This window comes from Kitasatospora sp. NPDC043949 (genome assembly GCF_056435365.1).
The window spans coordinates 110,840-136,557 of sequence record NZ_JBWKEQ010000014.1; the positions used below are offsets into that span (position 1 = coordinate 110,840).

Annotated in this window: 26 protein-coding genes and 1 pseudogene; 11 read left to right on the forward strand and 16 right to left on the reverse strand. The window is 74.1% G+C overall.

Annotation, left to right across the window (positions count from 1 at the left end):
- The first annotated feature begins 1 nt into the window (after position 1).
- Positions 2 to 484: a GNAT family N-acetyltransferase gene (locus AC07AL_RS14430; protein WP_478317578.1), complete on the forward strand. Its 483-nt coding sequence runs from the start codon at positions 2 to 4 to the stop codon at positions 482 to 484.
- Positions 485 to 498: 14 nt separating this feature from the next.
- On the opposite strand, the gene AC07AL_RS14435 is transcribed toward AC07AL_RS14430, so the two are convergent.
- Complete coding sequence (locus tag AC07AL_RS14435) at positions 499 to 2,565, reverse strand: MDR family MFS transporter (RefSeq protein ID WP_478317579.1); 2,067 nt, start codon at positions 2,563 to 2,565, stop codon at positions 499 to 501.
- Between the two features lie 229 nt (positions 2,566 to 2,794).
- Between AC07AL_RS14435 and AC07AL_RS14440 the strand changes: the two genes are divergently transcribed.
- Positions 2,795 to 4,264 (forward strand): MFS transporter, encoded by a 1,470-nt coding sequence (locus tag AC07AL_RS14440; RefSeq protein WP_363630566.1) that lies wholly within the window; start codon positions 2,795 to 2,797, stop codon positions 4,262 to 4,264.
- A gap of 27 nt (positions 4,265 to 4,291) precedes the next feature.
- Here the strand turns inward: AC07AL_RS14440 and AC07AL_RS14445 are convergent, their stop codons facing one another.
- Both AC07AL_RS14445 and AC07AL_RS14450 read right to left on the reverse strand, forming a co-directional pair.
- Positions 4,292 to 5,161 carry an ABC-2 transporter permease gene (locus AC07AL_RS14445; RefSeq protein WP_478317580.1) on the reverse strand — a complete coding sequence of 290 codons (870 nt, stop codon included), beginning with the start codon at positions 5,159 to 5,161 and terminating at the stop codon, positions 4,292 to 4,294.
- Positions 5,158 to 6,069 carry an ABC transporter ATP-binding protein gene (locus tag AC07AL_RS14450; protein WP_363589109.1) on the reverse strand — a complete coding sequence of 304 codons (912 nt, stop codon included), beginning with the start codon at positions 6,067 to 6,069 and terminating at the stop codon, positions 5,158 to 5,160. Before AC07AL_RS14450 ends, AC07AL_RS14445 begins: the two co-directional genes overlap by 4 nt.
- A 132-nt stretch (positions 6,070 to 6,201) precedes the next feature.
- On the opposite strand from AC07AL_RS14450, the gene AC07AL_RS14455 reads away from it, so the two are divergent.
- The gene (locus AC07AL_RS14455) at positions 6,202 to 7,392 is read left to right on the forward strand and encodes a sensor histidine kinase (RefSeq protein WP_478317581.1); all 1,191 of its coding nucleotides are present in this window, start codon (positions 6,202 to 6,204) and stop codon (positions 7,390 to 7,392) included.
- A complete protein-coding gene (locus AC07AL_RS14460) occupies positions 7,389 to 8,129 on the forward strand; it encodes a response regulator transcription factor (RefSeq protein WP_363630561.1) in 741 nt (246 codons plus the stop codon). The genes AC07AL_RS14455 and AC07AL_RS14460 overlap by 4 nt, the downstream gene beginning before the upstream one ends.
- Positions 8,130 to 8,140: 11 nt before the next feature.
- Here the strand turns inward: AC07AL_RS14460 and AC07AL_RS14465 are convergent, their stop codons facing one another.
- The 4 genes from AC07AL_RS14465 to AC07AL_RS14480 form a co-directional block, all read right to left on the reverse strand.
- Positions 8,141 to 8,980, reverse strand: coding sequence for an SAM-dependent methyltransferase (locus AC07AL_RS14465; protein ID WP_363589115.1), 840 nt, complete (start codon positions 8,978 to 8,980; stop codon positions 8,141 to 8,143).
- Positions 8,981 to 9,109: 129 nt separating this feature from the next.
- Complete coding sequence (locus AC07AL_RS14470; protein ID WP_363589117.1) at positions 9,110 to 9,871, reverse strand: hypothetical protein; 762 nt, start codon at positions 9,869 to 9,871, stop codon at positions 9,110 to 9,112.
- Positions 9,872 to 9,991: 120 nt separating this feature from the next.
- On the reverse strand, positions 9,992 to 11,005 hold the full coding sequence (locus AC07AL_RS14475; protein WP_478317582.1) for a DUF1648 domain-containing protein: 1,014 nt from the start codon (positions 11,003 to 11,005) through the stop codon (positions 9,992 to 9,994).
- Positions 11,002 to 11,349: a GntR family transcriptional regulator gene (locus tag AC07AL_RS14480; RefSeq protein WP_363589121.1), complete on the reverse strand. Its 348-nt coding sequence runs from the start codon at positions 11,347 to 11,349 to the stop codon at positions 11,002 to 11,004. The genes AC07AL_RS14475 and AC07AL_RS14480 overlap by 4 nt, the downstream gene beginning before the upstream one ends.
- 136 nt (positions 11,350 to 11,485) lie before the next feature.
- On the opposite strand from AC07AL_RS14480, the gene AC07AL_RS14485 reads away from it, so the two are divergent.
- From AC07AL_RS14485 to AC07AL_RS14505, 5 genes are all read left to right on the forward strand, one after another.
- Positions 11,486 to 13,885 (forward strand): sensor histidine kinase, encoded by a 2,400-nt coding sequence (locus tag AC07AL_RS14485; RefSeq protein ID WP_478317583.1) that lies wholly within the window; start codon positions 11,486 to 11,488, stop codon positions 13,883 to 13,885.
- A 287-nt stretch (positions 13,886 to 14,172) separates the two neighbouring features.
- The gene (locus AC07AL_RS14490; RefSeq protein ID WP_400806037.1) at positions 14,173 to 14,727 is read left to right on the forward strand and encodes a universal stress protein; all 555 of its coding nucleotides are present in this window, start codon (positions 14,173 to 14,175) and stop codon (positions 14,725 to 14,727) included.
- Positions 14,728 to 14,730: 3 nt separating this feature from the next.
- A complete protein-coding gene (locus AC07AL_RS14495; RefSeq protein WP_363631936.1) occupies positions 14,731 to 15,147 on the forward strand; it encodes a hypothetical protein in 417 nt (138 codons plus the stop codon).
- Positions 15,148 to 15,530: 383 nt separating this feature from the next.
- On the forward strand, positions 15,531 to 17,102 hold the full coding sequence (locus AC07AL_RS14500; RefSeq protein ID WP_400985074.1) for an APC family permease: 1,572 nt from the start codon (positions 15,531 to 15,533) through the stop codon (positions 17,100 to 17,102).
- 115 nt (positions 17,103 to 17,217) lie between these two features.
- A complete protein-coding gene (locus AC07AL_RS14505; RefSeq protein WP_478317584.1) occupies positions 17,218 to 18,276 on the forward strand; it encodes a Clp protease N-terminal domain-containing protein in 1,059 nt (352 codons plus the stop codon).
- Between the two features lie 190 nt (positions 18,277 to 18,466).
- On the opposite strand, the gene AC07AL_RS14510 is transcribed toward AC07AL_RS14505, so the two are convergent.
- The 3 genes from AC07AL_RS14510 to AC07AL_RS14520 are packed head-to-tail and all read right to left on the reverse strand — an operon-like array spanning position 18,467 to position 20,231.
- Entirely contained in the window at positions 18,467 to 18,856 is a 390-nt protein-coding gene (locus AC07AL_RS14510; protein ID WP_063350516.1) for a roadblock/LC7 domain-containing protein, read from the reverse strand.
- Positions 18,853 to 19,875 (reverse strand): DUF4388 domain-containing protein, encoded by a 1,023-nt coding sequence (locus AC07AL_RS14515; protein ID WP_363587513.1) that lies wholly within the window; start codon positions 19,873 to 19,875, stop codon positions 18,853 to 18,855. Before AC07AL_RS14515 ends, AC07AL_RS14510 begins: the two co-directional genes overlap by 4 nt.
- On the reverse strand, positions 19,872 to 20,231 hold the full coding sequence (locus AC07AL_RS14520; protein ID WP_363587515.1) for a hypothetical protein: 360 nt from the start codon (positions 20,229 to 20,231) through the stop codon (positions 19,872 to 19,874). The genes AC07AL_RS14515 and AC07AL_RS14520 overlap by 4 nt, the downstream gene beginning before the upstream one ends.
- 141 nt (positions 20,232 to 20,372) lie before the next feature.
- On the opposite strand from AC07AL_RS14520, the gene AC07AL_RS14525 reads away from it, so the two are divergent.
- Entirely contained in the window at positions 20,373 to 20,738 is a 366-nt protein-coding gene (locus AC07AL_RS14525) for a hypothetical protein (protein ID WP_363587517.1), read from the forward strand.
- Between the two features lie 368 nt (positions 20,739 to 21,106).
- Here the strand turns inward: AC07AL_RS14525 and AC07AL_RS14530 are convergent.
- The 3 genes and pseudogenes from AC07AL_RS14530 to AC07AL_RS14540 all read right to left on the reverse strand — a co-directional run.
- A pseudogene (locus tag AC07AL_RS14530) lies at positions 21,107 to 21,237 on the reverse strand (IS630 family transposase); the annotation flags it as partial.
- Positions 21,238 to 21,251: 14 nt separating this feature from the next.
- Complete coding sequence (locus AC07AL_RS14535) at positions 21,252 to 21,668, reverse strand: DUF3592 domain-containing protein (RefSeq protein WP_363587519.1); 417 nt, start codon at positions 21,666 to 21,668, stop codon at positions 21,252 to 21,254.
- Between the two features lie 145 nt (positions 21,669 to 21,813).
- Positions 21,814 to 22,050: a DUF397 domain-containing protein gene (locus AC07AL_RS14540; RefSeq protein WP_363631944.1), complete on the reverse strand. Its 237-nt coding sequence runs from the start codon at positions 22,048 to 22,050 to the stop codon at positions 21,814 to 21,816.
- A gap of 364 nt (positions 22,051 to 22,414) precedes the next feature.
- Between AC07AL_RS14540 and AC07AL_RS14545 the strand changes: the two genes are divergently transcribed.
- Positions 22,415 to 22,852 (forward strand): hypothetical protein, encoded by a 438-nt coding sequence (locus AC07AL_RS14545; RefSeq protein WP_363631946.1) that lies wholly within the window; start codon positions 22,415 to 22,417, stop codon positions 22,850 to 22,852.
- Between the two features lie 204 nt (positions 22,853 to 23,056).
- On the opposite strand, the gene AC07AL_RS14550 is transcribed toward AC07AL_RS14545, so the two are convergent.
- The 3 genes from AC07AL_RS14550 to AC07AL_RS14560 all read right to left on the reverse strand — a co-directional run bounded on the left by AC07AL_RS14550 (position 23,057) and on the right by AC07AL_RS14560 (position 25,703).
- Positions 23,057 to 24,319, reverse strand: coding sequence for an NAD(P)/FAD-dependent oxidoreductase (locus tag AC07AL_RS14550; RefSeq protein WP_478317585.1), 1,263 nt, complete (start codon positions 24,317 to 24,319; stop codon positions 23,057 to 23,059).
- 142 nt (positions 24,320 to 24,461) lie between these two features.
- A complete protein-coding gene (locus AC07AL_RS14555) occupies positions 24,462 to 24,893 on the reverse strand; it encodes a nuclear transport factor 2 family protein (protein WP_363587527.1) in 432 nt (143 codons plus the stop codon).
- A gap of 6 nt (positions 24,894 to 24,899) precedes the next feature.
- The gene (locus tag AC07AL_RS14560; protein ID WP_363587529.1) at positions 24,900 to 25,703 is read right to left on the reverse strand and encodes an MBL fold metallo-hydrolase; all 804 of its coding nucleotides are present in this window, start codon (positions 25,701 to 25,703) and stop codon (positions 24,900 to 24,902) included.
- Positions 25,704 to 25,718: the final 15 nt, after the last annotated feature.

Here is a 25,718-nt window from a genome sequence, read left to right on the forward strand (position 1 = left end):
ACTGCGCCGGCTCGGCTCCGACGACTGGGTGCTCTGGCGCGAGCTGCGCCTGGCCGCGCTGACCGAGGCGCCGTACGCCTTCGGCTCCACCCTGGCGGACTGGCAGGGCGCCGGCGACCACGAGGCCCGCTGGCGCTCCCGCCTGGAGATCCCCGGCGCCCTCGACCTGGTCGCGGTGCTGGACGGCCGCCCGGTCGCGATGGCCAGCGGAGTCCCGGCCGACGAGGGCGGGGCGGTCGCCGAGCTGATCTCCCTGTGGGTCGGCCCGGCGGCGCGCGGCCGGGGCGTGGGGGACCGGCTGATCGGCGCGATCGCCCGCTGGGCCGCCGAGCAGGGGTTCACCACCCTCAAGCTGGCGGTGAACCCCGACAACGACGCGGCCATCGCCCTCTACCACCGCAACGGGTTCGCCGAGACCGACGAGCCCGGCGACCTGATGGCCGACGGCGTGCGGCGCGAACTGATCCTGGCGAGGAAGCCCTAGGTCCTGGCGGCGGCCTAGGTTCGCGCCGCGTCCTTCGAACGCGCGTGGGCCGGAAGGCCGTTGGCGAGGTCCTCGACCATCAGGCGCCAGGCGATGGCGGTCGCCGCGGTGCGCAGCTGGGGGCTGCGCGGGCGGCCGGCGTCGGCGTCCAGCCGGGCGTTGAGCCAGTCCGACCAGGCCTGGGCGAGGACGCGAACCTCCTGGGAGCCGGTCTCGGTGGGGGAGAGTCGGTCGCCGTCGCGGGTGAGGTAGCCCTCGGCGGCCATCCGGTCGAAGACCGGCTCCAGGACCTCGGGCGGCACCCGCTTGCGGGCGGCGATGAGGTCCAGGGAGGCCTGGCCGACGGCCTTGGTGTGGCCGGCGACCTCCATCAGCGCCCAGGCCCCGGCCAGGTCGACCCGGGTGTCGGCGTCGTCGACGATCGAGCGGACGGTGTCGAGGTCCACGCCGCGCACGAGCTTGCCGACGGCGTACTCCAGGTGCGGGTCGGAGTCGCTGGTGGTCGGCTGGGCGAAGCCCTCGCCCATGTCGGTGGAGCCGGCCCGGGCGGTGTCCCGCAGCTGCACCTGCTTGAGGAAGAGCGCGACCACGAACCCGACCAGGGCGACCGGCACCGTCCACAGGAACACGGTGTGCAGGGCGTCGGAGTAGGCCTGGACGATCGGGGCCGCCTGCGCGGCGGGCAGCCGGTGCAGGCCCTGCGGGCTCTCGGCGGCCCGGGTGAGCAGCGCCGGGTCCGCGCCGGTGAGGCGGGCCGAGGAGGCCACGCCCTGGGCGAGTTCGGTCTTGAGGCTGTTGGCGTAGATGGTGCCGAACACGGCGGTGCCGAAGGAGCTGCCGATGGTGCGGAAGAAGGTCACCCCGGAGGTGGCGGTGCCGAGGTCCGCGTAGTCGACGGTGTTCTGCACGGCGATGGTGAGCACCTGCATGCTCAGCCCGATGCCGACGCCGAGCACGAACATGTAGAGGGAGGCGAGCGCGGTGCCCGTGCCGGGTTCGAGCCGGGAGAGCAGGTAGAGGCCGACGGCCATCACCAGGGTGCCGACGATCGGGAACACCCGGTACCTGCCGGTCTTGCTGACGGCGTTGCCGCTGGCGATCGAGGCGAGCAGCAGCCCGATCACCATCGGCAGCGTCCGCACGCCGGAGACGGTCGCCGAGTCGCCGTCGACGTACTGCAGGAAGGTCGGCAGGAAGGTCAGCGCGCCGAGCATCGCGAAGCCGACGATGAAGCTGAGCACCGAGCAGACCGCGAACACCGGGTTCCGGAACAGCCGCATCGGCAGCATCGGTTCGACGGCCCTGCTCTCCACCCAGCAGAACAGCCCGAGGGCGACGGCGCCGCCGGCGAACAGGGTGATGATCACCCCGGAGCCCCAGGCGTACTCGTTGCCGCCCCAACTGGTCGCCAGGATCAGTGCGCTGGCGCCGATCGCGACCAGTGCGATCCCCAGGTAGTCGATCACCGGGCGCACTGCCGAGCGCACCGAGGGGATGGTCCGGGCGGCCGCGATCACCACCAGGATCGCGATCGGCACGTTGACGTAGAACGCCCAGCGCCAGGACAGGTGGTCGGTGAACAGCCCGCCCAGCAGCGGCCCGATCACCGTCGCCACGCCGAACACCGCGCCGATCGCGCCCTGGTACTTGCCGCGCTCGCGCAGCGGGATGACGTCCGCGATCAGCGCCATGGCCGTCACCATCAGGCCGCCCGCGCCGATGCCCTGGAGCGCCCGCCAGGCGATCAGCAGCGTCATGTTGGTCGCCAGGCCGCAGAAGAACGAGCCGGTGATGAAGACGACCGCCGAGATCTGGAAGAGCAGCTTGCGCCCGTACAGGTCACCGAACTTGCCGGCCAGCACGGTGGCCACCGTCTCGGCCAGCAGGTAGGCCGTCACCACCCACGACATGTGCGCGGCCCCGCCGAGGTCCGCGACGATGGTGGGCAGCGCGGTGCCGACGATGGTCTGGTCGAGCGCGGCCAGCAGCATGCCGAGCACGATGGTGCCGAAGACGACGTTGCGCTGCCGGGCGTCCAGCACCGGCGGGGCGGTCGGCGGGGTTTCGGTGGCGGCGTTCATGTCCTCAGCCTCCGGGGCGCCGGGGGAGGCCGCGATCGGGTTCGGCCGTCCGGGTGAGCGGCGGCGCGGGCGGCGCAGCCCGGCTGGCGGCTCCGGGGCCGCGCCGTCCACGATGGCCGTTCGGAGGGGGGCCGCGCGCGGCGGGCGGGCAGCCGGACCGGGATGCCGGACGACGGCCGGCCGCCGGACGCGAAGCCAGACGACCGCCGGACGCCCGGAAGGTGCTCCCATGACGGCCCAACCCCCGTGCAGCACCCCGGAACAGCAGCCCGGCGCCTCCGCCGCGGGCCGGCGGGCCGAGGCGCGGCGCTGGCGGGCGCTGACGGTCTGCCTGGTCGCCGGGTTCATGACGCTGCTGGACGTCAGCATCGTCAACGTCGCCCTGCCGACCGTGCGGGCCGGGCTGCACATGTCCGACAGCGGCCTGCAGTGGGTGCTCAGCGGCTACGCGCTCGCCTTCGGCCTGGTGCTGGTCCCGTCCGGGAGGCTCGGCGACGCCCGCAGCCGCCGGGCCGTCTTCCTCACCGGGCTCGCCCTGTTCACCGCGGCCAGCGCGCTGGCCGGGGCGGCGCAGAACCAGGAGTGGCTGGTGCTGGCCCGGCTGTTCCAGGGCGCGGCCGGCGGGGTGCTGGTGCCGCAGGTCTCCGGCTTCATCCAGGTCCTGTTCCAGGGGGCCGAACGCGGCCGGGCCTTCGGCGCGCTCGGCGCCACCATCGGTCTGTCCACCGCCGTCGGCCCGCTGCTGGGCGGCCTGCTGATCCACCTGTTCGGCCCGCAGAACGGCTGGCGCTGGGTGTTCCTGGTCAACCTGCCGATCGGCGTGGCCGCCCTGCCCATCGCCTACCGGCTGCTCCCGCCGCCCCCGCCGGCGGCCTCGCGGGCCGGGCACCGGGACTTCGACCCGGTCGGGGTGCTGCTGCTCGGTGCCGGGACGGTCGCGCTGCTGCTGCCGTTCGTCCAGGCGCAGCAGTGGCACGGCTCGACGCGCTGGCTGCTGCTGCCGCTGGCGGCGGTGCTGCTGGGGGCCTTCGTGGGCTGGGAGCGGTACTACGCGCGGGGCCGGGAGCCGCTGGTGAGCATGGCGCTGTTCGCGGTGCGCCCGTACGCGGCGGGAGTGGCGCTGTCGCTGGTGTACTTCGCCGGGTTCACCGCGATCTTCTTCATCTTCACGCTCTACCTCCAAGCGGGCCTGCACTACTCGGCGCTGACGGCGGGCCTGGCGGTCACGCCGTTCGCGGTGGGCTCGGGCGTGTCCGCGGCGATCGGCGGACGGCTGGTGCACCGGCTCGGCCGCCGGCTGGTGCTGCTCGGCCTGGTGCTGGTGCTGGTCGGCCTGCTGGCCTCGGCCCTGGCGGTGCAGCTGTGGTCGGGGTCGGCGATCGGCTGGGCGACGGTGGCGCCGCTGCTGGTCGCCGGGGTGGGCAGCGGGCTGGTGATCGCCCCGAACCAGACCCTGACCCTCCAGCGGGTGCCGATCGCCCGGGCGGGCAGCGCCGGCGGCGTCCTGCAGACCGCCCAGCGGGTCGGCTCGGCGGTCGGCATCGCCATCGTCGGCTCGGTCTTCTTCGCCCACGCCCAGGGCCCGCACCCGGACTGGGCGCTGGCCTTCCAGCTGGGCGTGACGGTCGCGGCGGGCCTGGTCCTGGCGGCGCTGCTGGTGGCGCTGGCGGATGTGGCGGCGGGCCGCCGCGACGGGTGAGCACCGCTCCCGGCGCCGGACGGCGGGTCAGTGGTCGCGGCGCTGGACGACGGCCACGGCGACCACCACCGAGGCGAGCGCCCAGAGCGCGAACGTGGCCCAGGATCCGGCGACGGTGGCCGGGTGCGCCGAGGGCAGCGAGTGGGTCAGGTCGACCTGGGCCAGCCGGCGCCAGGCCTGGAGCGGCATGGCGTGCAGGAGGTCGGCCGACCAGCGGTAGCGCTCGTTGAAGAACGCCGGCAGGAAGAACAGCACCAGGACGGTGCCCACCACGGCTCCGGCGGTGTGCCGGATCAGCGCGCCGAGGGCGAATCCGGCGAGGGCGCAGACCGGGGCGAACAGGGCGGCGGCCGCGACGAAGCGCAGCGCGGCGGGGTCGGTGACGGAGACGCCGATGTGCGTGTCGGCGAGGACCGCCTGGCAGGCGCCGAAGGAGACGCCCGCGGTGACGGCGCCGTAGCCGAGCATGACCGCGGTCAGTACGCAGGCCTTGGCGGCGATCACGGCCCGGCGGTCCGGGACGGCCACCAGCGTGGTGCGGATCAGCCCGCTCGCGTACTCGCCGACCAGGACGAGCGCGCCGACGCTGCCCGCGACGATCATCACGACGTCGGCGGCGATCATGGTGAAGGAGTCGCCGAGCGCGACCTGCAGCATGGTCGCCGGATCGCCGTCGCCGACGGTGTAGTGGTCGTAGGTGTACCGGGCCGCCTTGAGGTTGGCGGCGATGACGAACAGGGCGCTCAGGCCCAGCACCCAGACGGTCGAACGCAGGGACCAGAACTTGATCCACTCGGCGGCGAGCAGGTCGCCGAAGCGGGCGCGCGGCCGGGGGAGGGGCCGGGGACGGGACTGGGGGTGGGGGCGGGACTGGGGGGCGGTGGTCGCGGTGCTCATCGGGGCTCTCCGGCCTGGTAGTCGACGCTGTCGGCGGTCAGTTCCATGAACGCCTCCTCCAGGGAGGCGGCACGGGTGGTCAGGGTGTGCAGCAACAGGCGCTGCTCCAGGGCGAGTTCGCCGATCCGGGTGGCGTCCAGGCCGGTCACGGCGAGCGCGCCGTCCGGGCCGGGGCGGACGGTGGCGCCCGCGGCGGTCAACACGGCCGCCAGCCGGTCGGGTTCGGCCGCCCGGACGGTGACGCCGGTGCGGTCGGCCCGGGCGGAGAACTCCGCCAGGCTCTCGTCCGCGATCAGCCGGCCCCGGCCGATCACCACCAGCCGGTCGGCGGTGTGCTCCATCTCGGCCATCATGTGGCTGGAGACGAAGACCGTCCGTCCCTCCTCGGCGAGGCGGCGGAACAGGCCGCGCACCCACAGCACGCCCTCCGGGTCGAGGCCGTTGAGCGGCTCGTCGAACAGCAGCACCGGCGGGTCGCCGAGCAGCGCGCCGGCGATGCCGAGCCGCTGCTTCATGCCCAGCGAGTAGCCGCCGATCCGGCGCCCGGCGGCCTTGGTGAGCCCGACTTCGTGCAGCACCTCCTCGACCCGCGCGGCCGGGATCGCGTTGGCGCGGGCCAGCGCCCGCAGGTGGGCCGCGCCGGTGCGCCCGCCGTGGACGTCGCCCGCGTCGAGCAGGGCGCCGACGTCGCGCAGGCCGCGCGTCCGCGCCCGGAACGGGCGGCCGTCGACGGTGGCGGTGCCGCCGGTCGGGTCGTTGAGGCCGAGGATCAGCCGCAGGGTGGTGGACTTGCCCGCGCCGTTCGGGCCCAGGAAGCCGGTCACATGGCCGGGCCGGACGGTGAAGGTGAGGCGTTCGACGGCGGTGGTGCGGCCGTAGCGCTTGGTCAGCTCGGTGACTTCGATCATGGGCTCCACGGTGCCGGGCGGGGCCGGGCCGCCGCATCGGACCGGCGCTGACACCGCGGGCCCCGGCTGTCACCCCCGGTCGTACAACCACGGTCCGATGACGGCGATTCAGGCCGCCGATACGATCTTCGTATGCTTGCGACGCCCTCTCCGCCCCTGTTCCGGCGCATTCCGCCCGAGGTCTGGGTCGGGCTCGCCTGGTGCGTGGCCGCCGCCTACCCCGCCGTCCTGCTCGGCGGCAACGCCCGGTACCACGGCGGGGCCGCCGCCCACGGCGGACTGGCCTTCACCCTGGCCACCACGGTGGTGGCCTTCGCCGGCGCCGCGCTGGTGCGCCGCCTTCCGGTGCTCGCGGTCGCCCTGCTGTTCGTCGCCGCCTTCACGGAGACCGACGGCTGGGCCGCCGACACCCAGGTGCCGCCGGCCTCCCTGCTGGCCGTGGACGTCGCGCTCTGCCTGATCACCGCCACCCGGCCGCGCCGCAGCTCGCGGACCGCGTTCGCGCTGGTGATGAGCCTGCTCGTGCTGCACATCGGCCTGGTGCACGGCAACACCGTCGGCATCTTCACCGGCACCCACATCGGCTCCGCCGACGGCGCCGCGCTGCTCGCCCTGGTCGCCTGGCTGGTCGGCCGCTCGATGCGGCAGAACCGCGAGCACGCCCGGGCGTTGAGCACCCGGGCGGCCACCGAGGCCGTCACCGCCGAACGGCTGCGGATCGCCCGCGAGATGCACGACACCGTCGCCCACACCATCGGCATCGTCGCGCTCCAGGCCGGCGCCGCCCGCCGGGTCATCGACACCCGCCCGGAACGGGCCAAGCAGGCGCTCGGCGAGATCGAGAACGCCGGCCGGGACACCCTGGCCGGGCTGCGCCGGATGCTCGTCGTGCTGCGCCAGGCCGACGGCGAGACGTCGGCGACCACCCCTCAAGGTCTGGCGAACCTCGACCGGCTGGCCGCCGCGACCACCGCCGCCGGCGTCCGGGTCGAGGTCCGGCGGCGGGGCGAACAGGGCCCGCTGCCACCGGAGATCGACCTCTCGGCGTTCCGCGTCATCCAGGAGTCCGTCACCAACGTGGTGCGGCACGCGGACACCCGCTCCTGCGAGGTCCTGGTCGACCGCCGCACAGCGGGTGAGGTGGCCGTGGAGATCACCGACCGGGGCCGCGGCACCGGCACCGACCGGGGCGGGGGCTTCGGCCTGGCCGGGCTGCGCGAACGGGTCGGCCTGCTGGACGGCGAGTTCGAGGCCGGGCCGCGCCCCGAGGGCGGCTTCCGGGTCGCCGTCCGACTGCCGATCCCCGGGGAGGTGACCGCATGACCCGCGTCCTGCTGGTCGACGACCAGCCGCTGGTCCGGGCCGCGCTGGAGATGGTCATCACCGAGACCGCCGACGTCGAGGTGGTCGGCGAGGCCGGCACCGGTGCCGAGGCCGTCCGGCTGGCCGGTGAACTGCGGCCCGACGTCGTCGTGATGGACCTGCGGATGCCCGGTATGGACGGCATCGAGGCCACCCGCCTGATCACCGGCGGCGGTGGGCCGACCAGGGTCGTCGTGCTCACCACCTTCGACGACGACGACCACGTGTACGCGGCGCTGCGCGCCGGGGCGTCCGGCTTCCTGGTCAAGGACATGGCGCTGGACGACATCCTCGCCGCCGTCCGGGTGGTGGCCGCCGGGGACGCCCTGATCGCACCGAGCGTCACCCGCCGGCTGATCTCCTCCTTCGCGGACCAGCGGCCGGCCCCGGGCCCGGCGGCGGCTTCGGGCCCGGCCGCCGCGTCACCGACCGCCGCGTCACCGACCGGTGCGCCGGTGCAGGCCCCCGCGCCGACACCGGCCGCCCGGCGGCTGGGCGCGATCACCGGCCGGGAGCGGGAGATCCTCACCCTGGTCGGCCGGGGCCTGTCCAACACCGAGATCGCCGCCGAACTGGTCCTCAGCATCGCGACCGTGAAGACCTACATGACCCGGCTGCTCGCCAAGCTCGACGCCCGCGACCGGGTCCACCTCGTCATCCTGGCCTACGAGGCGGGCCTGGTCGTCGTCCCCGGCTGACGTCGGCAGGCTCAGCGCTTGATCGCCACGCCCGCGTACATCGCGATGTCCTGGTCGCGGATCGGCGCGGCCCCGGCGTCCGGGCGCCAGTGGTGGACCAGGGTGACGCCGGGGTCGAGGAGGTCGTAGCCGTCGAAGAAGGCCGCGGTCTCCTTCTGGTCGCGGATCTGCAGCGGGATGCCGCGCGCGTTGTACTCCCGGCCGACGCCGCCCACGCCCACCGGGTCGGTGTCCCCGGTGAACACGGTCAGGGCGAGGAAGCTGCCCGGTGCCAGGGCGTCCATGAAGCGGCGCACGATGCCCTGCGGGTCGTCCTCGTCGAGCACGAAGTGGACGATGGCGATCAGCGACAGCGCCACCGGCTGGGAGAAGTCGAGGACCTCGCGCAGCCGGGGGTTCTGGATGATCGACTCCGGGTCGCGGAAGTCGGCGTCCACGTAACAGGTGCGGCCCTGCGACGTGCTGGACATCAGGGCCCGCGCGTGGGTGAGCACGATCGGGTCGTTGTCGACGTAGGCGACCCGCGCGTCCGGGGCGATCGACTGGGCGATCTCGTGGACGTTGGGCGAGGTGGGGATGCCGGTGCCGATGTCCAGGAACTGCCGGACGCCGTACTCCTCGGTGAGGTGGCGGACGGCGCGCTGCATGAAGTCGCGGGTGGTGCGCATGGAGATCGGCAGCGACGGCCAGGCCTGCACCGAGGCGTGCGCGGCGACGCGGTCCGCCTCGAAGTTGGTCTTGCCGCCGATGAGGTAGTCGTAGACCCGCGCCGAGTGCGGTACGTCCATCCGCAGATCCACCGACGGGTACTCCTCCTGCGGACCGCGCCCTGCCCGGACCTCGTTCGACATGCTCGTCCTCCCGTTGCTGGGGTTCCGTCACCGGCCGCCCTGGTGGCGGGCCTTGGTGCGCATGGTAACGGTGTTTCGGGACGACAAGATGACTATCTCTTGGGGTTAAGGTCCCCTTGAGGACGCATCCTAGGGCTGGGCCGCCGGGCTGCCGGTGGCCGGGGAGCCGCTCTGCCCCGGGAGGAGCGGATGGTGTCCGTACGATCGACCGGCGGCGGCGAGTTCGAGCGCGGCGCCGGTCCAGGCGGCACCGAAGGCCCAGGTCGAGAACCACTCGCACAGGTACAGCGGGCGGACGGCCCAGTCCGTGCCGACGCCGGCCACCCCGGCGACGACGGCGAGCAGCAGGAGCACCAGGATCAGCACCCCGGCCGCCAGGTAGGCCCGGCTGACCCAGGACGGCTGGGTGGAGCGCGGGTTGCGGAAGGAGTAGACGCAGAACATCGCCAGCACGAAGAGCAGCAGTCCGGCGAAGGCGTAGTGCAGCAGGCCGACCGCGCTCTGGAACGCGGTGGCGCCCTGCGGCGCGGTCGGGCACAGGGCGACCCCGAGCGCGAACACGCCGGCGGCGGTGCTCCAGCGGTCGTCCCGGCGGTCGAAGCGGTAGCAGATCAGGAACACCCCGAGCGCGCACAGGCCGCCCACGAAGAGGTTCCGGGTGCTGGTGTAGTACGAGCCGCTCATCGAGGCCGGCCAGAATCCCGCCGTGCTCTGGCCCCTGAGCTCGGCGAACAGCCAGTTCCCCAGGGGTAGTGCGAGCGGCAGCAGGATGCCGATCAGTCCGACGCCGAGTCGTAGGAAGGTGATGGTCCGTTCGTCCTGGTTGGTGCCTCCCCGGGCGTCGACCGCGTCGCGCTCCGGGTCTTCCGCCGTCCGCCGTTCGTGGGTCACGGACGCCTCCTTGCCCTCTGCACTTATGAGCAGCTGTCAGCTGGTGTACCCACGGTGCGGCCCCTGTCCACACCACCGGAACGGGCGGTTTGAAGACGGGCCCCAGCGGCGTGACGGGGGTCAGCCGGTGGGACTGGCGGACCTGGCGATGAGGGAGTTGAGCAGGGCCGCGCCGCGCTCGGCGTCGTCGACGCTCACGGCGAACTCGCGCCCGCGCCGGGTGCGGACCACCAGGCAGACGCCGCGGCGCAGCATCACGGTGGTGCCGAGGCCGTTGACGCGGTAGCCCCAGCCACCGGCCTGGGCGGGGGTGCGCAGCTCGGCGCGGGCCGAGTCGAGGTCGGCGGGGGACCAGCGCCGGCTGGGCCAGCCGAACGGGCCGAAGCCGACGGACAGGCCCTGCGCGGTCACCCGGGCCTTGACCGAGGCCGAGCACAGGACGATGGGGGAGGTGGTGACGAACGGCACGACCGTCGCCCAGCTGAACCCCATCAGCCCGCTGGCCGGGGCCAGCACGCCGACCAGCGCGCCCAGGGCGAGGACGGAGGCGCCCAGTTGCAGCCACGGGTTGGCGGCCTGGGAGAGCCAGACCAGCTGCTCGCCCGGCGCGGTCGCCGGCGCCGGGATCCGGGCCGCCGGGCTCGCCCCGGTCGGGGAGTCGATGCGCGGGCGGACGGCCAGCCAGGTCAGCAGGCCGGCCAGGCCCGCCGCCACGACCAGGACGACCACCTCGAAGCCCATCGGCGCGGCCTCCTGCCAGCGCGCGCGGTCCAGGTTGGCGTGCACGATGGAGGTCTGTGCCCCCGTCAGGAGCACCCCGACGGCCGCCAGTGCCGCCCCGGTGGCGCCGCCCGCCGTCCCGGCCCGGAACCGGCGGGCGGCCGCGGCGGCCAGCACCAGCACCAGCCAGACCCCCGCCGGGAACAGCGCGGCGGCCGTCAACGACATGGAGCCGTCCGGGTCCTGCCCGCTCCAGTGGGCGGCGAGCGGGTCCGGCAGCCGGTGGCGCGCGGCCCACGGCAGCGCGATCAGCAGGGCCAGGACGCCCGCCGACCAGGCCACCGCGCCCCAGAGCGCGCCGCGCCCCGCCCCGGGCTCCCGGCGCTCCTTCGCTATGAGCTTCCCGTCCGTCACGACATCCCCCTGATCATGTCCACGAGATCGTTCCTGCTGTAGCCGGCCCGGGCGGCATCGGCAACCAACTGCCTTACCCGATCGGCGAGTTCGGAGCGCGCGTCGGCGCCTTCGGCGACCGTGACGCCACGGCCCCGGCGGAACTCCAGCACGCCCTCGTCGCGCAGCGTGCGCAGCCCGCGCAGGACGGTGTTGGTGTTCACGCCCAGTGCCCGGGAGAGCTCTCGGGCCGGTGGCAGCCTGTCGCCGGGGGCGCACTCGCCCTCGGCGACGGCCCGCCTGATCGCGCCCGCCACCTGCTCGTGCAGGGGACGGGCGTCACCGGTGTCCAGCTTCAGCAACATGGTGCTAATGACGATAGCACCATCCGGATCTTGCGGCGGTCCCCTCGTGCCCCCCGGCACCCGCCGGAGCGCCCGTCCCCTCGCGCACCCCGGCGTCCCGGCGGAGCATGGACACCGAGGAGGTGGCGGCACGGCGGTGAGCGGACGACTGCGGGTGTTCCTGGGGGCTGCGCCGGGGGTCGGCAAGACGTGCGCCATGCTCGCCGAGGGCCGGCGGCTGCGCGACGACGAAGCCCTCGACGTCGTCGTCGGACTGGTCGAGACCTACGGCCGCCGGGGCACCGAGCACCAGCTCGGGGACCTGCCCGTGCTGCCCCGCCGCACCGTCGGCCACCGCGGTACCACCCTCACCGAACTCGACGTCGACGCCCTGCTCGCCCGCCGCCCGCAGCTCGCGCTCGTCGACGAACTCGCCCACACCAACGCCCCCGGCGGCCGCCACCCCAAACGCTGGCAGGACGTCCGGGAACTCCTCGACGCCGGCGTCGACGTGGCCACCACCGTCAACATCCAGCACCTGGAGAGCCTCAACGACGTCGTCGAGCAGATCACCGGCGTCGCCCAGCGCGAGCGGATCCCCGACGAGGTGGTCCGCGCCGCCGACCGGATCGAACTCGTCGACCTCAGCCCGCAGGCCCTGCGCACCCGGATGGCCCAGGGCGCGATCTACCCGCCCGACCGGATCGACATCGCCCTGGACCACTACTTCCGGGCCGGCAACCTCGGCGCCCTGCGCGAACTCGCCCTGCTCTGGCTGGCCGACCGGGTCGAGGAGGAACTCGCCGACTACCGCGCCCGGCACGGCATCCGGGCGCCCTGGGAGACCAAGGAACGCATCGTCGTCGCCCTCAACGGGGCCCCGCAGGGAGAGCACCTGATCCGCCGCGGCGCCCGCACCGCCACCCGGGTGCACGGCGACCTGATCGGCGTGCACGTCCGGCCCGACGACGGCGCCACCGTCCACGAACCGCCCGCCCTCGCCGGCCAGCGCGCCCTGCTGCACGAACTCCACGGCGGCTACATCGAGGTCGACGGCAACGACGCCGCCCGCGCCCTGGTGGACTTCGCCCACGCCGAGAGCGCCACCCAGATCCTGCTCGGCCCGACCAGCCGCAGCCGCCTGCGCGAACTGGTCTCCGGCTCGGTGATCAACCGCGTCATCCGGATGGCCGGCCCGATCGACGTCCGGGTCGTCCCCCCGCCCCAACCCGGCCTGCTGGCCGTCCCGCCCGCACCCCGGCGCCGCCGCCCGGCCGCCGTCCCGCCGCGCCGCCGGCGCCTGGCCTGGCTGGCCGGCCCGGCCGCAACGGCCGCCCTGGCCTGGGCGCTCTCCCCGCTGCGCGACTCGCTCGCCCTCCCCGGCGCCCTGCTCTGCCTGCTGCTGGCCGTCGCCGCCACCGCTCGGCTCGGCGGCCTGCCGCCCGCCGCCGCCAGCACCGCCGCCGGGGCGCTCGCCGCCGACTACTTCTTCACCGCGCCCTGGCACAGCCTCGCCGTCACCCGCGGCGCCGACCTCGCCGCGCTGCTGCTCTTCCTCGCCGTCGCCGGGATCATCGCCCACCTCATCGACGGCCTCACCCGCCGCTCCCAGCAGGCCGACCGGGCCCGCGCCGAAGCGGCGGTGCTGGCCCGGCTGGCCGGGGCGGCGGTCGAATCCGGCGCCCGCGCAGTGCCCGACCTGGTCGCCGACCTGCGCCAGGTGTTCGGCCTGGAGGGCGCCGTCGTCCTGGTCCGCACCGGCCAGCTGTGGCGCCCCGCCGCCGCGTCCGGCACCGCCCTCCCGCAGCGCCCCGAAGAGGCCTCGCTCGCCGTCGACCTCGGCCCGGACGCCGTCCTGGCCCTGCGCGGACCGGCGCTCACCGAGCAGGACACCCGACTGCTCGGCCCCTACGTCACGCAGCTGCGACTGGCCCGGGAACGCGAACGGCTGGCCGCCCAGGCCGCCGCCGCCGAGACCCTCGCCCACACCGACGCCCTGCACACCGCGCTGCTGGAGGCCGTCGGACAGGACCTGTGCGCCCCGCTCGCCGCGCTGCGTCGCGAGGCCGCCGACCTGCCGGGGCCGCCGGGGCGGCGGATCGCCGCCGAGGTGCGGCGGATGGAAGGCCTGGTCGCCGACCTGCTGGACCTCGACCGGCTGCGGGCCGGCGAGCAACCGGTGCTGCTGCGTCCGACCGCGCTGGCCCCGGTGCTCGCCGCCGCGCTGGCCGCCCTGCCCGCCGAGCAGAGCGGCGAGCAGCGCGACGTGCGCCTCGCCCTCCCGGACGGCCTGCCGCCCGTGCTCGCCGACGCCGGCCTGCTGGAACGCGCCCTCGCGGACGTCCTGGCGGGGGCCGCCGGGCCCGCCCTGGTGGACGCGGGCGCGGTGGGCGGGCGGATCCACCTCCGGGTGAGGGCCCCGGGCCCGGCCGCCGACGGCACCGGCCTCACCGTGGCGCGGGGCTTCGTCGAGGCGATGAACGGCGAGCTCACCGTCGAACCGTCTCCCGCCGGCGGCACCGCCTACACCCTCGACCTCGCCCGCGCCCCGGCCTGACGTTACGGCTGATCGCCCGTGATCCGGTATCCGGGGTACCGCGTCGCCTCCCGGTTCCTGTCTCCTGCCTCCCGGCTCCCGTCCGCCGAACGGGTGAAACCAGGTGCCGGCGGGAGGCAGGCGTATGGAGCGCGTTGGGAAGGCGGCCCGGCGCGTCAGGAAGGCGTCAAGGACGGGCGGCGGCCGGCCGGCGCGGCGGTTGGGTGGAGGACGACACACCAGGTGACGCGCCAGGTGACACACCGGGCGACACGCCGGGTACCGGAACGACGACGCGAGGACGGACCATGCACGGCAACGGGCGGCACCAGGGCAGCGGCACCGGCAGGGTGGTGGTCGGGGTCAGCGGATCGCTCGGCAGCCTCGCGGCCCTGCACCGCGGCGTGGCGGAAGCCCGCGGCCGTGGCGCCGAACTCGTCCCGGTACTCGCCTGGGAGCCGCCCGGCGGTGAGTTCGGGTATCGCCGGTCGCCGTGCCCGCCGCTGCTCGCGGCGGTGCGGGAGGCGGCCGAACAGCGGCTGCGGGACGCCCTCGACGCGGCGTTCGGCGGCGCCGACCCCGGCGTGCCGCTGCGCCCGCTGGTGATCAGGGGCGAGACCGGGCCCGCCCTCGTCCAGGCCGCCGGCCGGCCGGACGACCTGCTGGTCCTCGGCCGGAGCGGCGGCCTGCTGCGCCGCCGGCTGCGGCGCTCGGTCACGGCGCACTGCGCGCGCGAGGCGGGCTGCCCGGTGCTGACCGTCCCGGTGCCCGAGCTGCTGCACGAGCTGGAGGCGCTGCACCGGCGCACCCGGTGGCACCTGCCGGTCGGCCCGGCGCCCGAACTCGTCGCCGCGAAGGGGTAGGGCGTGCGGATGTACGCGGCCCGGCCGGGCGGGCGGCGCTACCACCCGGTCCTGGAGCGGCTCTCCGCCCCGACCTCGGGCACGGTGGCGCTGCTCGCCGGCGGCGTCCTGGCGATGGGCCTCGGCGGGCTCGGCGAACTGCACTCCGGCGGACTCGCCTACGTCGCCTACCTCGGCCTGTGCGCGATGCTCGGCGCCTTCTCCCGGCCCCGGGCGGCGCCGCTGATCGGACTGGCGGCCTGGCTGTGCTGCAACGCTTTCGCCGAGCACCGGCACGGCGAACTGGGCTGGGCCGGGACCTGGCCGGAGGGCTCGCACTTCGCGATGTTCACCGCCACCGCCCTGCTGGTGGCCCTGCCCACCACCCTGCCGCGCCGGACGGTCCGGGTGGCGCGGCTGCGCCTCGACCAACTCGGGTGAAACCCCACAGACGGTCCCTCACCGGCCTTCGGGTCGGCGGGCGGACCACGCCGAGACCAGGGCTCCGGCCGGTACTCCGGAGCCCTCGGCAACCGGTGGAAAACAGGTAGGAGGCGCGCGGCGCCGTGGCGGCGGAGCGGTCGCCGTTCGGACAGCGGGCCCGCCGAGCCAGGCGGGCACCGCCGCGACCGCACCACGGCCCGCGCCGCGCGTCGTCCGTCCAGCCCAGCAGCCCGGCAGCCCGGCAGCCCAGCAGCCCGGCAGCCCAGCGGCCCAGCGGCCCGGAAGTCCTGCCCCCGGGCCGCCCGCCGAGGGCGGCGTTACGCTGAGACGACCAGATCCGTCCTCGCGGCCCCCGCTGCGCACTCAAGGGGGTGGGGCCAGTGCCGGCGTCCCCGACCAGCCCCCCGACCGGCGGTCCCCGTGACCGTCCGACGGGTTCCGGGGCGGGCGAGAAGGGCCTGAAGAGCGGCGCCCTGGGCCTGCTGTCCTCGGTGTGCATCGGCCTCGCCTCCACCGCCCCCGCCTACAGCCTCGCCGCGACCCTCGGCATCGTCGTGGTCGGGGTCGGCCTCCAGGCACCCGTCGTCACCGTCCTGGCGTTCATCCCGATGCTGCTGATCGCCTACGCCTACAAGGAGCTCAACGCCGCCGACCCGGACTGCGGCACCACCTTCACCTGGGCCGCCCGGGCGTTCGGCCCGCGCACCGGCTGGATGGGCGGCTGGGGCATCGTCGTCGCCGACGTCATCGTGATGGCCAACCTGGCGCAGATCGCCGGGGTGTACGGCTTCCGGCTGGTCGGCCTGGACTCGCTCGCGGACAGCCGGGTGTGGACGGCCACCGCCGGGGTGGTCTGGATCGTCCTGATGACCGCGATCTGTTACGTCGGCATCGAGCTGTCCGCGACCCTGCAACGCCGGCTGCTGGCCGTCGAGGTGGTGATGCTGGTCGCCTTCTCGGTCACCGCGCTCGTCAAGGCGTACGGCTCCGCCGCGCCCCCGACCGCCATCCCCGTCGACGCGTCCTGGTTCAACCCGTTCAACGTGCCCTCGACCTCGGCGTTCACCGCCGGCATGCTGGCCGCGGTCTTCATCTACTGGGGCTGGGACACCGCCGTGTCCGTCAACGAGGAGACCGCCGACTCCGCGCGCACGCCCGGCCGCGCGGCCGTCATCTCCACCGTGCTGCTGCTCCTCATCTACGTCCTGGTCGCCACCTCGGCGCAGTCCTTCGCCGGGGTCGGCGCGGACGGCATCGGGCTCGGCAACCCGGCGCACTCGGGGGACGTGCTGTCCGGCCTTGGTGACGCGGTGTTCGGCACCACCGGGATCGGCGCGGTGCTCAGCCGGCTGCTGATCCTGATGGTGCTGACCTCGGCCGCCGCCTCCACCCAGACGACGATCCTGCCCACCGCCCGCACCACCTTCTCGATGGCCACCCACCGGGCCATCCCGACCGGCTTCGCCCGGGTGCACCCGCGCCACCGGACCCCGACCTGGTCGACGGTCGCCATGGGCCTGGCGTCGATCGCCTTCTACGTCCTGCTCACCGCGATCAGCGGCAACGTGCTGGCCGACTCGATCGCCTCGGTCGGCCTGGGCATCGCCTTCTACTACGGCCTGACCGGCTTCGCCTGCGTCTGGTACTACCGCCGGGTCCTCACCCGCAGCGTCCGGGACTTCGTCTTCAAGGGCGTGCTCCCGCTGGTCGGCGGCCTGATGCTGCTGTACTTCTTCGCCTACGGCGCCTTCGACGTCTACGCCGATCCGGACTACGGCGCCACCTCGATCGACCTGCCGGGCGTCGGCCGGGTCGGCGGGGTGACGGTGATCGGGCTGGGCGCGCTGCTGCTCGGCGCGGTGCTGATGCTGGTGCAGCGGGTGGTGCAGGGGTCCTGGTTCCGCCACCCGGACGTCCCGGTGAGCGCCGCCGACCCGGCCTCCGCGCCCTGAGTTGCCGGTGCCCCGAACCGGCTGGTTCTGACGTTTCCTTGACGCGCAGTCACGTGTAAAGGACTAGCAAAGCAGGCATATAGTTCGGGCAAAGCATCGTGGTGGGAGGGGCCGGATGGAGACGACGCTGGAACCGGACTGGCGCACGCTCGGCGTCCTGGGCGCGGCCCGGGGCGCGCGCGGCGGGGGCGACGGCCGCCTCGGGACGGAACACCTGCTGGCCGCCGTCGCCGGGGCGAAGGGCCCGGCCGGCGAGGCCCTGACGGCCGCCGGGGCGACCGCGACCGCTCTGCTCGCCGTCCTGCGCGACCGCCAGGGCGGGGCCGACGCGACACGCTGGGACTCGGACGACGGGGCCGGTGCGAGCGTGCCGGCCCGCGACGCGCTCGGCCCGACCGGGGAGCGCGGCGTGCTGCTCAGCGGCGCCGCCGCCCGCGCCCTGACCGGTGCCATGGAGCGGGCCCGACAGGACGGCGAGCGGAAGTTCAGCGCCGAACACCTGTTGCGCGCCCTGCTCGCCGATCCGCGCGCCCGGGCCGCCGAACTGCTGCGCGCGGCGGGCGTCGCGCCGGGAGCGGTGCTGGAGCGACTGGCGGCGCCCGCCGGCCCCGACGCGCCGGACGGTCCCGGTGCCCCGGGCGCCCCCGACGACCGCGACGACCTCGACCCGCTGCTGCGCCCCACCCGGGACGCGCTGCTCGGCCGCACGCCGTACCGGCTGCCGCGCTGGAAGCGGCTGCTGGTACCCGGCTTCGCCAAGGTGAACATCGCGGCCGCGCCGATGGCCTGGGTCCGGCTGGAGGCCGACGGGCAGGCGCAGCGCCTCGGCCGCCGTGCGCCCGGCACCGAACACGTGCTGCTGGCCGTTCTCGCCGTGCACGAAGTCGCCTGCCGGCACCCGCAGTTGGCCGGCGAGGGCGGCGTCGACCCGGCCGAGCGGCACGCGGGCGGGGTGCGGCTGGCCCGGCTCGGCCTGGACTACGCCCGGGCCCACGCCGCGCTCACCGCCGGGCGGGTGCCGCTCGCGGCCGACCCGCGGGCGGTCGAGGCCTACCTGTCCGGCGCGGCGGACAGGCAGGGAACCGGGCCGTTGGTGGAGACGCTGCTCTCGGAGGAGACCCGGGCCCGGCGGCTGGTCGAGGCCCTGCGCGGCGACCGGCCCGATCACCCCTGATTGCTGTAACTGAACGGCGTTGGGACTAGGGCGTGTTTCATAATTCGCGTCGGATCAGCGCGCGGCGTTGGGCGCCCGGCTGGGCGTGCCGGCGAAGCGTCCTCGTACTGGGCCGTACTTGGACGTTTCGCCGGTGCGTCCAGGCGGGATGCCCGGCGTCGCGCGCCCGGCGGGAATTATGAAACACGCCCTAGACCGCGGGGACCATCCCGAGCAGCTCGCTCAGGCGGCGGACCGTGGCGGGCGACTCGCGGTGCAGGCCGGCGACGTCGAGGCCCTCGTCTCCCAGGATCATCAGCAGCGCCTGCTCCCCGATCGCCAGCACCACGACGTAGCCGCTGTTGCAGCGGGTGACCACGTCACGCAGGCCGCCCACGCCGACCTCGGCCGCGGTGCGCCGGCCGAGGCCGAGCATGGCGGCCGACAGGGCGGCGGCCGACTCGGGGTGGACGGCGGCCGTGTCGGCGGCCACCAACAGGCCGTCGGTGGTGGAGATGACACTCTCCGAGATGCCCATGACCCGGTCGCGGAGGGACTTCAACTCGTCGACCAGTACGGCGGTCGGTGTCTGGCTGCTCATGGTGCGCTCTTCTCACTCTGCTCGGTCGTCTCGGTACGCGCGGTGTGCTCGGCGCGGTGTGCGTTCGGTGGGCCGTCGGAAGCCGCCGCCGCTCCCTCGGATCGGGCGGGCCGGCCGCCGGGGCCGCCCGGACCACCCGCGCCGCGTCCGCTGCGGACGCGGCGCGGCAGCGGCCCGGTGTCGGCCGGCGGCGGTTCGCTCGTCGCTATGCGCGGGGCCACGCTCGGTGCCAGGGGAGCCGGGTGCGCCGGTTCCCGGTGGAGCAGGTGCCGGGCGTCCATCCGTACGACGTCGAGGAGTACCGCGAACACACCGCGTCCCAGGGCGAAGCCGAGGTCGCGCGCGGTGCGGCGGCCGGTGGCGGCGGCCAGGATCTCCCGGTAGCGGACCGGGATCCGCAGCGCGCCGGATTCGGCCCGGGCGGCAGGACGGATCCGGATGCGGGCCAGTTCGCCGGGCGGTCCCCAGAGGCGGGTCAGCAGGGCTGTCCGCCGGGCGGTCTCCGTGAAGAGCCGCTCCGGCTCGATGCCCGGGCGCAGCGCGATCCTGGCAGGCGGCGCAGCCTCGGCCGTCTCCCAACTGCCGGGCGGGCTCAGCACCAGGGCGAAGGCCCCGTCGAAGGCGGCGGCGGCGCAGACGGCTTCGAGCTCGGCGGCGCCGATCGACCCCTGAGCCACCAGGGCCGCGCCGAGGTCGCCGCCCCAGGTCGGGGGAGCGTCGGTCGGTCGGCCGACGGACGCGGCCACCTCGGCGGACGCCCACTCCTCCTCGCCGACGCGCCGGGACTTCAGCAGCAGGGTCGCGGCGGTCGGGGCCCCGGGGGTCTCGATCGCGGTGACCAGACCCTGCTCCAGGTGGATCGTGCCGCCCGGTGCGCTGGAGACGGTGACCGAGCCGGTGAACTCCGTCCGGCGCAGCGCGAGCAGCAGCGCGGGCACGTTGCGCGCGGTGGGCGGAGCCGGCGTCGTGGGAGCTGCGGGGATGGCGGGCGGCGCCGTGTCGTGGGACGGGTCGGTCATGCCAGCAAGTCCTGCGCGCGGTCGGCGGTCTGGCGGACGGCCAGCGCCAGGTTGGTCCGTTCCCGGTCCAGCACGGTGGCCAGCAGCAGGGGGTCGCCCTTCCGGGACACCACCTGGACGACCTGGTGATGGCGGGTGCTGGTGACCACCAGGCTCTCCAACTCGCTCTCCGCCCCTGCCTCGTACAGCCGCTCGCCGATCAGGTTGGTCAGCTCGGCGAGTTCGGCCCCGGTCCCGAGCAGCCGGTGGTCCCCGGCGGACTGGTAGCTGAGACCTGTGACGGCGTCGACGAGCGCGGCACCGACCACTCCGGGGGAGCCGAGCACATCGGAGAGGGAAGCTTCGAGTGCGCGCACCAGTACCCCTTCACGTTCTGAACCCCGGTAGCGTACTTTATTCCATCATTTTCACGAGGCGACCACAACCGGTGACTTCTTGCTATTTTGTTCCTGCACACGGGAGTTCTGCCCGGAAGTCACGCAAAGGACGAACAGCGCATGAACATTGACGACGCACTCAAGGACGCGATGGCCATCGAGGGGGCCATCGGAGTGGCTGTGGCCGACTACGATAGCGGCATGTCGCTCGGGTTCCTCGGCGGGGGGCAGCAGCTCGACCTGGAGATTGCGGCCGCCGCCAACACCGAGGTCGTTCGTGCGAAGATACGCGCCTTGGCCGCGCTGTCGATCGACGATGTCATCGAGGACATCCTGATCACCCTCGGCACCCAGTACCACCTGATCCGCCCGCTGACCCGCAGTCACGGCTCGCTCTTCCTCTACCTGGCGCTGGACCGCTCGCGCGCCAACCTCGCGCTCGCCCGGCACGGTCTCAAGCGCATCGAGGCCGCTCTCGACGTCTAGCCGAGGCGGCCGACGGCCAGGGTGTCCGCGCCCCGTCCGGAAGGCCTGCGCGGAAGCCCTGCCTGAAGGACTGCCCGAAGGCCCGCCCGGAGGGCCCGCGCGGGCCGCGTGTCGCGCGTGGAATTCCGGGCGGAGCGAATGCGGGACGTGACGAACCGGCTACGGAGATCCGTCCGTGGGAATCGGGCCTCGAATATCGCCGGTGTGCGCCGACCATGAAAATGCGTGACTTTCCGATGACTGCGCGTCATATTCGCCCCGGCTGTTCCGGCCGGCGCCGGAGCGCCGGAATACCGTGGTCGAACCGCCGGAGCGCCGGTGTTTCGGCGGTGCCGCGGAATCGGCTCGACCACGCCGCGCGCGGCACGAAGGCGCGCCGCCGAGATCCGGCGGCGGGAGCGTCCCCGGACGCGGACGACGGGTGTGTGTGTCCGCGCTGGCCCCAGGTGCGGGCGCGCGGCGGCGTCATCGCGAACCCGGCCTCGTTCTCGAAGACGATTCAGGCGGGCAGCCTCACAGGACGGCGACCGCCAGTGTGATCGCGGCCAGCACCATCAGCAGCCCGAGCGCCACGAAGCCGTACTCCAGGGGTCTGCGCTCGCGGCCTTCCACCAGGACCTGCCGGGGGTCGGCCGGGTCGTAGCGGACCTGCACGTGGCCGCCGTCCGGCAGCGGGTGGCGCGGGGTGGACGGGACGGGGGAGAAGACCTCCACCACCCGGCCGTCCTCGGTCTCGAACTGCAGCAGCGGGCGCGGCGGCAGCGCGCGGTCCTCCGGGGCGGGGACGCGGGCGCGCACCAGGGCCAGGGCCGGGACGCCGACCCGGCGCAGCCGCCGGAGGTCGCGTAGGCCGACCACCCCGGCGAGGTAGGCGACCACGCCGCCCAGGCCGCCGAACACCACCACGGCGAATCCGGCCGTCCCGCCCACCGCGCCTCCCTGTCCGAATCGCCCCCGGACACCCCAGTATTGCCGACCGCAGGGACTCCTGACGCCTGGAACCCGCCCAGTTCACGGCGGAGCCCCGCCACTCCGGAAAAAGGGGTGACGGGGCCCTCAGGGCATCGCGCGTACGTCAGACGTCGCCGAACTCGCCGGTACGGACGGCGGCAACGAAGGCCGCGAAGCCATCGGGGGAGAAGGCGAGGGCCGGGCCCTCGGGGTCCTTCGAGTCGCGGACGGGGACAACACCGGGGACGTTGGCGGCCACCTCTACGCAAGCGCCGCCGTTGTCGCTGTACGAAGACTTGAACCGCTGAGGCTCGGTGGTCGCGGTAGATCCTCTCTTGGATTCCTGCCTGTGTTGAAACACCAGGATGAGACCAGGGTGGCCTACGACGGGATCGTCGAGCTCTGTGCGTTGATGTTCACTGGCCGACGGTCCAGAAGAAGTTGATCAGCGTGACGGCCGCTCCGCACAGGATCGCGGCACCGTACGGTCTTGCCTGGGACGCGCGGTTGGGGTCAGTATCGATCACGGCTTGGTCCTCCTGTCGGCGTGTGGACGTGGCTCGTCCGACAGGCAGGTGCACCGACCGAGTCCCTCCGCGACCGCAGACGGCGACCCCATCGGGACGGGGCGATGCGCCGGAGGTCGGGAATGGCCGCGACATACCATCGCAGTGAATACGAAGCGCCAGGCCGAGATTCCGGCACCGGTGTGAGGGAGGGCCAGGATGTTCGGTTCGCAGAAGAAGCTCAACGATCTGATGGCGCAGCTCAGGCCCGACCTGAGTCGGGAATCGCTCGGTGTCGGGCCCGACTTCCCGGGCGTCGCCCCGAACCCGTTCCTGAGCAGTGATGCACGGAAGCGCAACGCGGAACTGCGTACGGGGGCGCTTGCGCTCGGCGTTCTCGTCGACTGGCGGGAGGTCAACAGCAGTCCACGCGTGGTCCTGATGCTCGACGTGGAGACCGCCGGCGGCATCTCGTTCCGCGGTATCGCGGACGAAGGCCTCACGATCACCGAGCTCACCCGACTCGCCCCAGGACAGACGTTCCCCGTGCGCTACCGGCCGGCCGTCATGGACCACTACGTCGCCCTTGCCCGGGACGCGGACCCCGCCCACGTGCAGCAGCTCGCTGACGAGATCGCGAGCCGCAAGCGGACCTGACCCGAAGCCATTGGCCGGATCCCTGGAAGCCTCTTGAAGATCCTGCTCTGACTGCCCGACTCACCCCGGATCGCCGGTAAGTGTCGATCAGGTCGAACTGGTACAGGCCGGGCGTGCTTTCAACAGCTTCATCAGGGAGCGGTCGGCCAGGAGACCCCGCCACTCCGGAAAGGGGTGGCGGGGTCCCAGGGCAGCGCGCGTACGTCAGACGTCGCCGAGCGGGGTGTCCGGGTCGGCCAGCGCCTTCGGGTCCACCACCCGCCTGGAGCGCACCAGTTCGCGGATCGGGTCGGTGACGTCCCAGACGTTGACGTTCATCCCCGCCAGCACCCGGCCGTCGGCCAGCCAGAAGGCGATGAACTCGCGGGTGGCCGGGTCGCCCCGGAACACCACCTGGTCGTAGCCGTCCGGTTCGACGTAGCCGACGTACTCCAGGCCGAGGTCGTACTGGTCGCTGAAGAAGTACGGGATCCGGTCGTACACCGCGTCCGGGTGCCCGAGCATCGCGCGGGCGGCGGTCTGCGGCTGGTTGACGGCGTTGGCCCAGTGTTCGACCCGCAGGTGCGTGTCGAACAGCGGGTGGTAGGCGTTGGCGACGTCGCCGGCCGCGTAGACGTCCGGGTCGGAAGTGCGCAGCTGCTGGTCGGTCTTGACGCCGTTGTCGATCTCCAGCCCGGCGGCCTCGGCCAGGCCGGTCGCCGGGGTGATGCCGATGCCGACCACCACCGCGTCGGCCGGCACCGTCGTGCCGTCGCCCAGCCGCACGCCGCTCACCGCGCCGCCGGAGCCGGTCAGTTCGGTGACCTCGACGCCGAACCGCAGCTGGACGCCGTGGTCGCGGTGCAGATCGGCGAAGACCTGCGCCACCTCCCGGCCCAGCACCCGCAGCAGCGGCAGTTCGGCGGCCTCCAGCACCGTCACCTCGGCGCCGGCCTCCCGGGCCGCGGCCGCCACCTCCAGGCCGATCCAGCCCGCGCCGATCACCGCGACCCGCGCGCCCGGGCGCAGCACGGCCTTGATCCGGTCGCTGTCCTCGACCCGGCGCAGGTAGAGCACGCCGTCCTGGTCCGCGCCCGGCACCGGCAGCCGGCGCGGGGTCGAGCCGGTGGTGAGCAGCAGCTTGGCGTACTCGATCCGGCCGTCGTCGGTGAGCGTCACGGTGTGCCCGGCCGGGTCGATCGCGGCCACCGCCGTGCCCAGCCGCAGCGTGACGTCCTGCTCCCCGTACCACTGCGGCGGGTGGACGTAGATCTTCTCCCGGGGCGTCTTGCCGAGCAGGTACCCCTTCGACAGCGGCGGCCGCTCGTACGGGCGCTCGTGTTCGTCGCCGATCAGGACGATGCCGCCCCGGTACCCGGCCTCGCGCAGCGCCTGGGCGGCCTTCGCGCCGCCCAGGGACGCCCCGACGATCACGATCGGCCGCTCGCGCCCGCCGTCCTCCGCCGTTCCCGCCGTGCCCGTGCCCATGCTGAACTCCTCGCTCTCCGGCCGGAATCAGGGGCCAGCCTGCCGCCGTCCGGGTGGCGTGTCGAGGGCGTGCCGGGCGCGCCGCGCCATGCTCCCCCTTACGGGTGAACGCGAACCGCTACGGGCGCGGTCAAGGAATTCGCTACGGGGTCATGGCCTCCCGGACCAGCGCGGTGTCGGCGAACTGCTCGAAGCGGACGATCCGGCCGCCGCGCACCGTGAAGTGGTGGGCGACCCGCACCGCGAGCGGCTTTCCGGTGATCTTGTGGACGGCCGTGTAGCGGGCCAGCACCACCACGTTCTCGCCGTCGACCACGTAGGTGTCGTCGTGCGCCGTCCAGTTCTCCCAGGCGGCGGCCAGGCGCTCCATGACGTTGGCGGTGACGCCCTTCGGGGTGCGGTAGGTGCCGGCCAGCGGGAAGCCGGCCATCTCGGTCCACTCCACGTCGTCGGCGAGCGTGGCGCGCAGCGCGGCCAGGTCGCCGTGGGCGGAGGCCAGGTACTGGCGGCGGACCACGTCGGCCGGGGCGGAGGACTCGGCGAACGAGGCGGTGTCCCTCGGGATCTCGATCATCGTCGCTCAGCCCCAGGCCATCTCGCCCATGGCGACCTTGGTGCCGAGGTCGACGGCGATCTTCAGCCCCAGGTCGGGGAAGCGCCGTTCCAGCGCCTCCTTCGCGGCGGTCGCGTCCGGGGCCCGGCCGATCTCGGTCTCGAAGGCGCGCAGGTAGTCCCGGGTGTGACGGACGGAGGTGAGGTCGGTGGCCGCGCCGGCGGTGCGGTGGCCGGCCGCGACGAACTCCGGTTCGAGTGCCTCGATCCCGTCCAACAGGTCGATCCAGGCGGCGCGTTGGGCCGGTTCGGGGGTGTCGGCCGTCCACACGTGCAGGCCCTCGAAGAGCAGCACGCCGCCGAGCACGGCGCGGTGGTGGTGCTGCCAGAGGTAGTGCCGGTCGGGCAGGTGGAAGTCGGCGCCGCGCAGCTCGAACCGGTGCCCCTCGAAGACGAGTTCGTCCCCGTGCAGCAGCTCGGGCCGGACCAGCCGGGTGGGCAGCTCCGGGCCGAGGTGGGCCCAGGCCTTGAGCTTGCCCTCGAACGTCTCCTGGATGTGCTCGACGGTGGAGGCGGTGGCCAGGAACCGTGCCTGGGGGAAGGCGTCCTGGACCTCCTGGGCGCCGAAGTAGAAGTCCGGGTCCCCGTGGCTGACGAAGACCGCGGCCAGCCGCTTGCCGGCGGCGCGGATCCGCTCCACCAGCCGGCGGCCGTCGGAGCGGGTGAACCCGGCGTCCACCAGCAGGGCGTCCTTCGGGCCGGTGACCAGGACGGAGGTCTTGTTGAGCGAGCTGTCGGGGCTGTCGATGATCTCGAAGTCGAGAGCACTCATGGGTCTGTTGTCCTT

Bases quoted from the DNA above. Each gene is read 5' to 3' on its own strand.
- AC07AL_RS14550 (WP_478317585.1), bottom strand. From the start codon at position 24,319: ATGGGCACGGGCACGGCGGGAACGGCGGAGGACGGCGGGCGCGAGCGG.
- AC07AL_RS14460 (WP_363630561.1), top strand. From the start codon at position 7,389: ATGACCCGCGTCCTGCTGGTCGACGACCAGCCGCTGGTCCGGGCCGCG.
- AC07AL_RS14525 (WP_363587517.1), top strand. From the start codon at position 20,373: ATGAACATTGACGACGCACTCAAGGACGCGATGGCCATCGAGGGGGCC.
- AC07AL_RS14450 (WP_363589109.1), bottom strand. From the start codon at position 6,069: ATGATCGAAGTCACCGAGCTGACCAAGCGCTACGGCCGCACCACCGCC.
- AC07AL_RS14480 (WP_363589121.1), bottom strand. From the start codon at position 11,349: ATGTTGCTGAAGCTGGACACCGGTGACGCCCGTCCCCTGCACGAGCAG.
- AC07AL_RS14515 (WP_363587513.1), bottom strand. From the start codon at position 19,875: ATGACCGACCCGTCCCACGACACGGCGCCGCCCGCCATCCCCGCAGCT.
- AC07AL_RS14490 (WP_400806037.1), top strand. From the start codon at position 14,173: ATGCACGGCAACGGGCGGCACCAGGGCAGCGGCACCGGCAGGGTGGTG.
- AC07AL_RS14505 (WP_478317584.1), top strand. From the start codon at position 17,218: ATGGAGACGACGCTGGAACCGGACTGGCGCACGCTCGGCGTCCTGGGC.
- AC07AL_RS14555 (WP_363587527.1), bottom strand. From the start codon at position 24,893: ATGATCGAGATCCCGAGGGACACCGCCTCGTTCGCCGAGTCCTCCGCC.
- AC07AL_RS14435 (WP_478317579.1), bottom strand. From the start codon at position 2,565: ATGAACGCCGCCACCGAAACCCCGCCGACCGCCCCGCCGGTGCTGGAC.
- AC07AL_RS14440 (WP_363630566.1), top strand. From the start codon at position 2,795: ATGACGGCCCAACCCCCGTGCAGCACCCCGGAACAGCAGCCCGGCGCC.
- AC07AL_RS14545 (WP_363631946.1), top strand. From the start codon at position 22,415: ATGTTCGGTTCGCAGAAGAAGCTCAACGATCTGATGGCGCAGCTCAGG.
- AC07AL_RS14465 (WP_363589115.1), bottom strand. From the start codon at position 8,980: ATGTCGAACGAGGTCCGGGCAGGGCGCGGTCCGCAGGAGGAGTACCCG.
- AC07AL_RS14560 (WP_363587529.1), bottom strand. From the start codon at position 25,703: ATGAGTGCTCTCGACTTCGAGATCATCGACAGCCCCGACAGCTCGCTC.
- AC07AL_RS14510 (WP_063350516.1), bottom strand. From the start codon at position 18,856: ATGAGCAGCCAGACACCGACCGCCGTACTGGTCGACGAGTTGAAGTCC.
- AC07AL_RS14445 (WP_478317580.1), bottom strand. From the start codon at position 5,161: ATGAGCACCGCGACCACCGCCCCCCAGTCCCGCCCCCACCCCCAGTCC.
- AC07AL_RS14455 (WP_478317581.1), top strand. From the start codon at position 6,202: ATGCTTGCGACGCCCTCTCCGCCCCTGTTCCGGCGCATTCCGCCCGAG.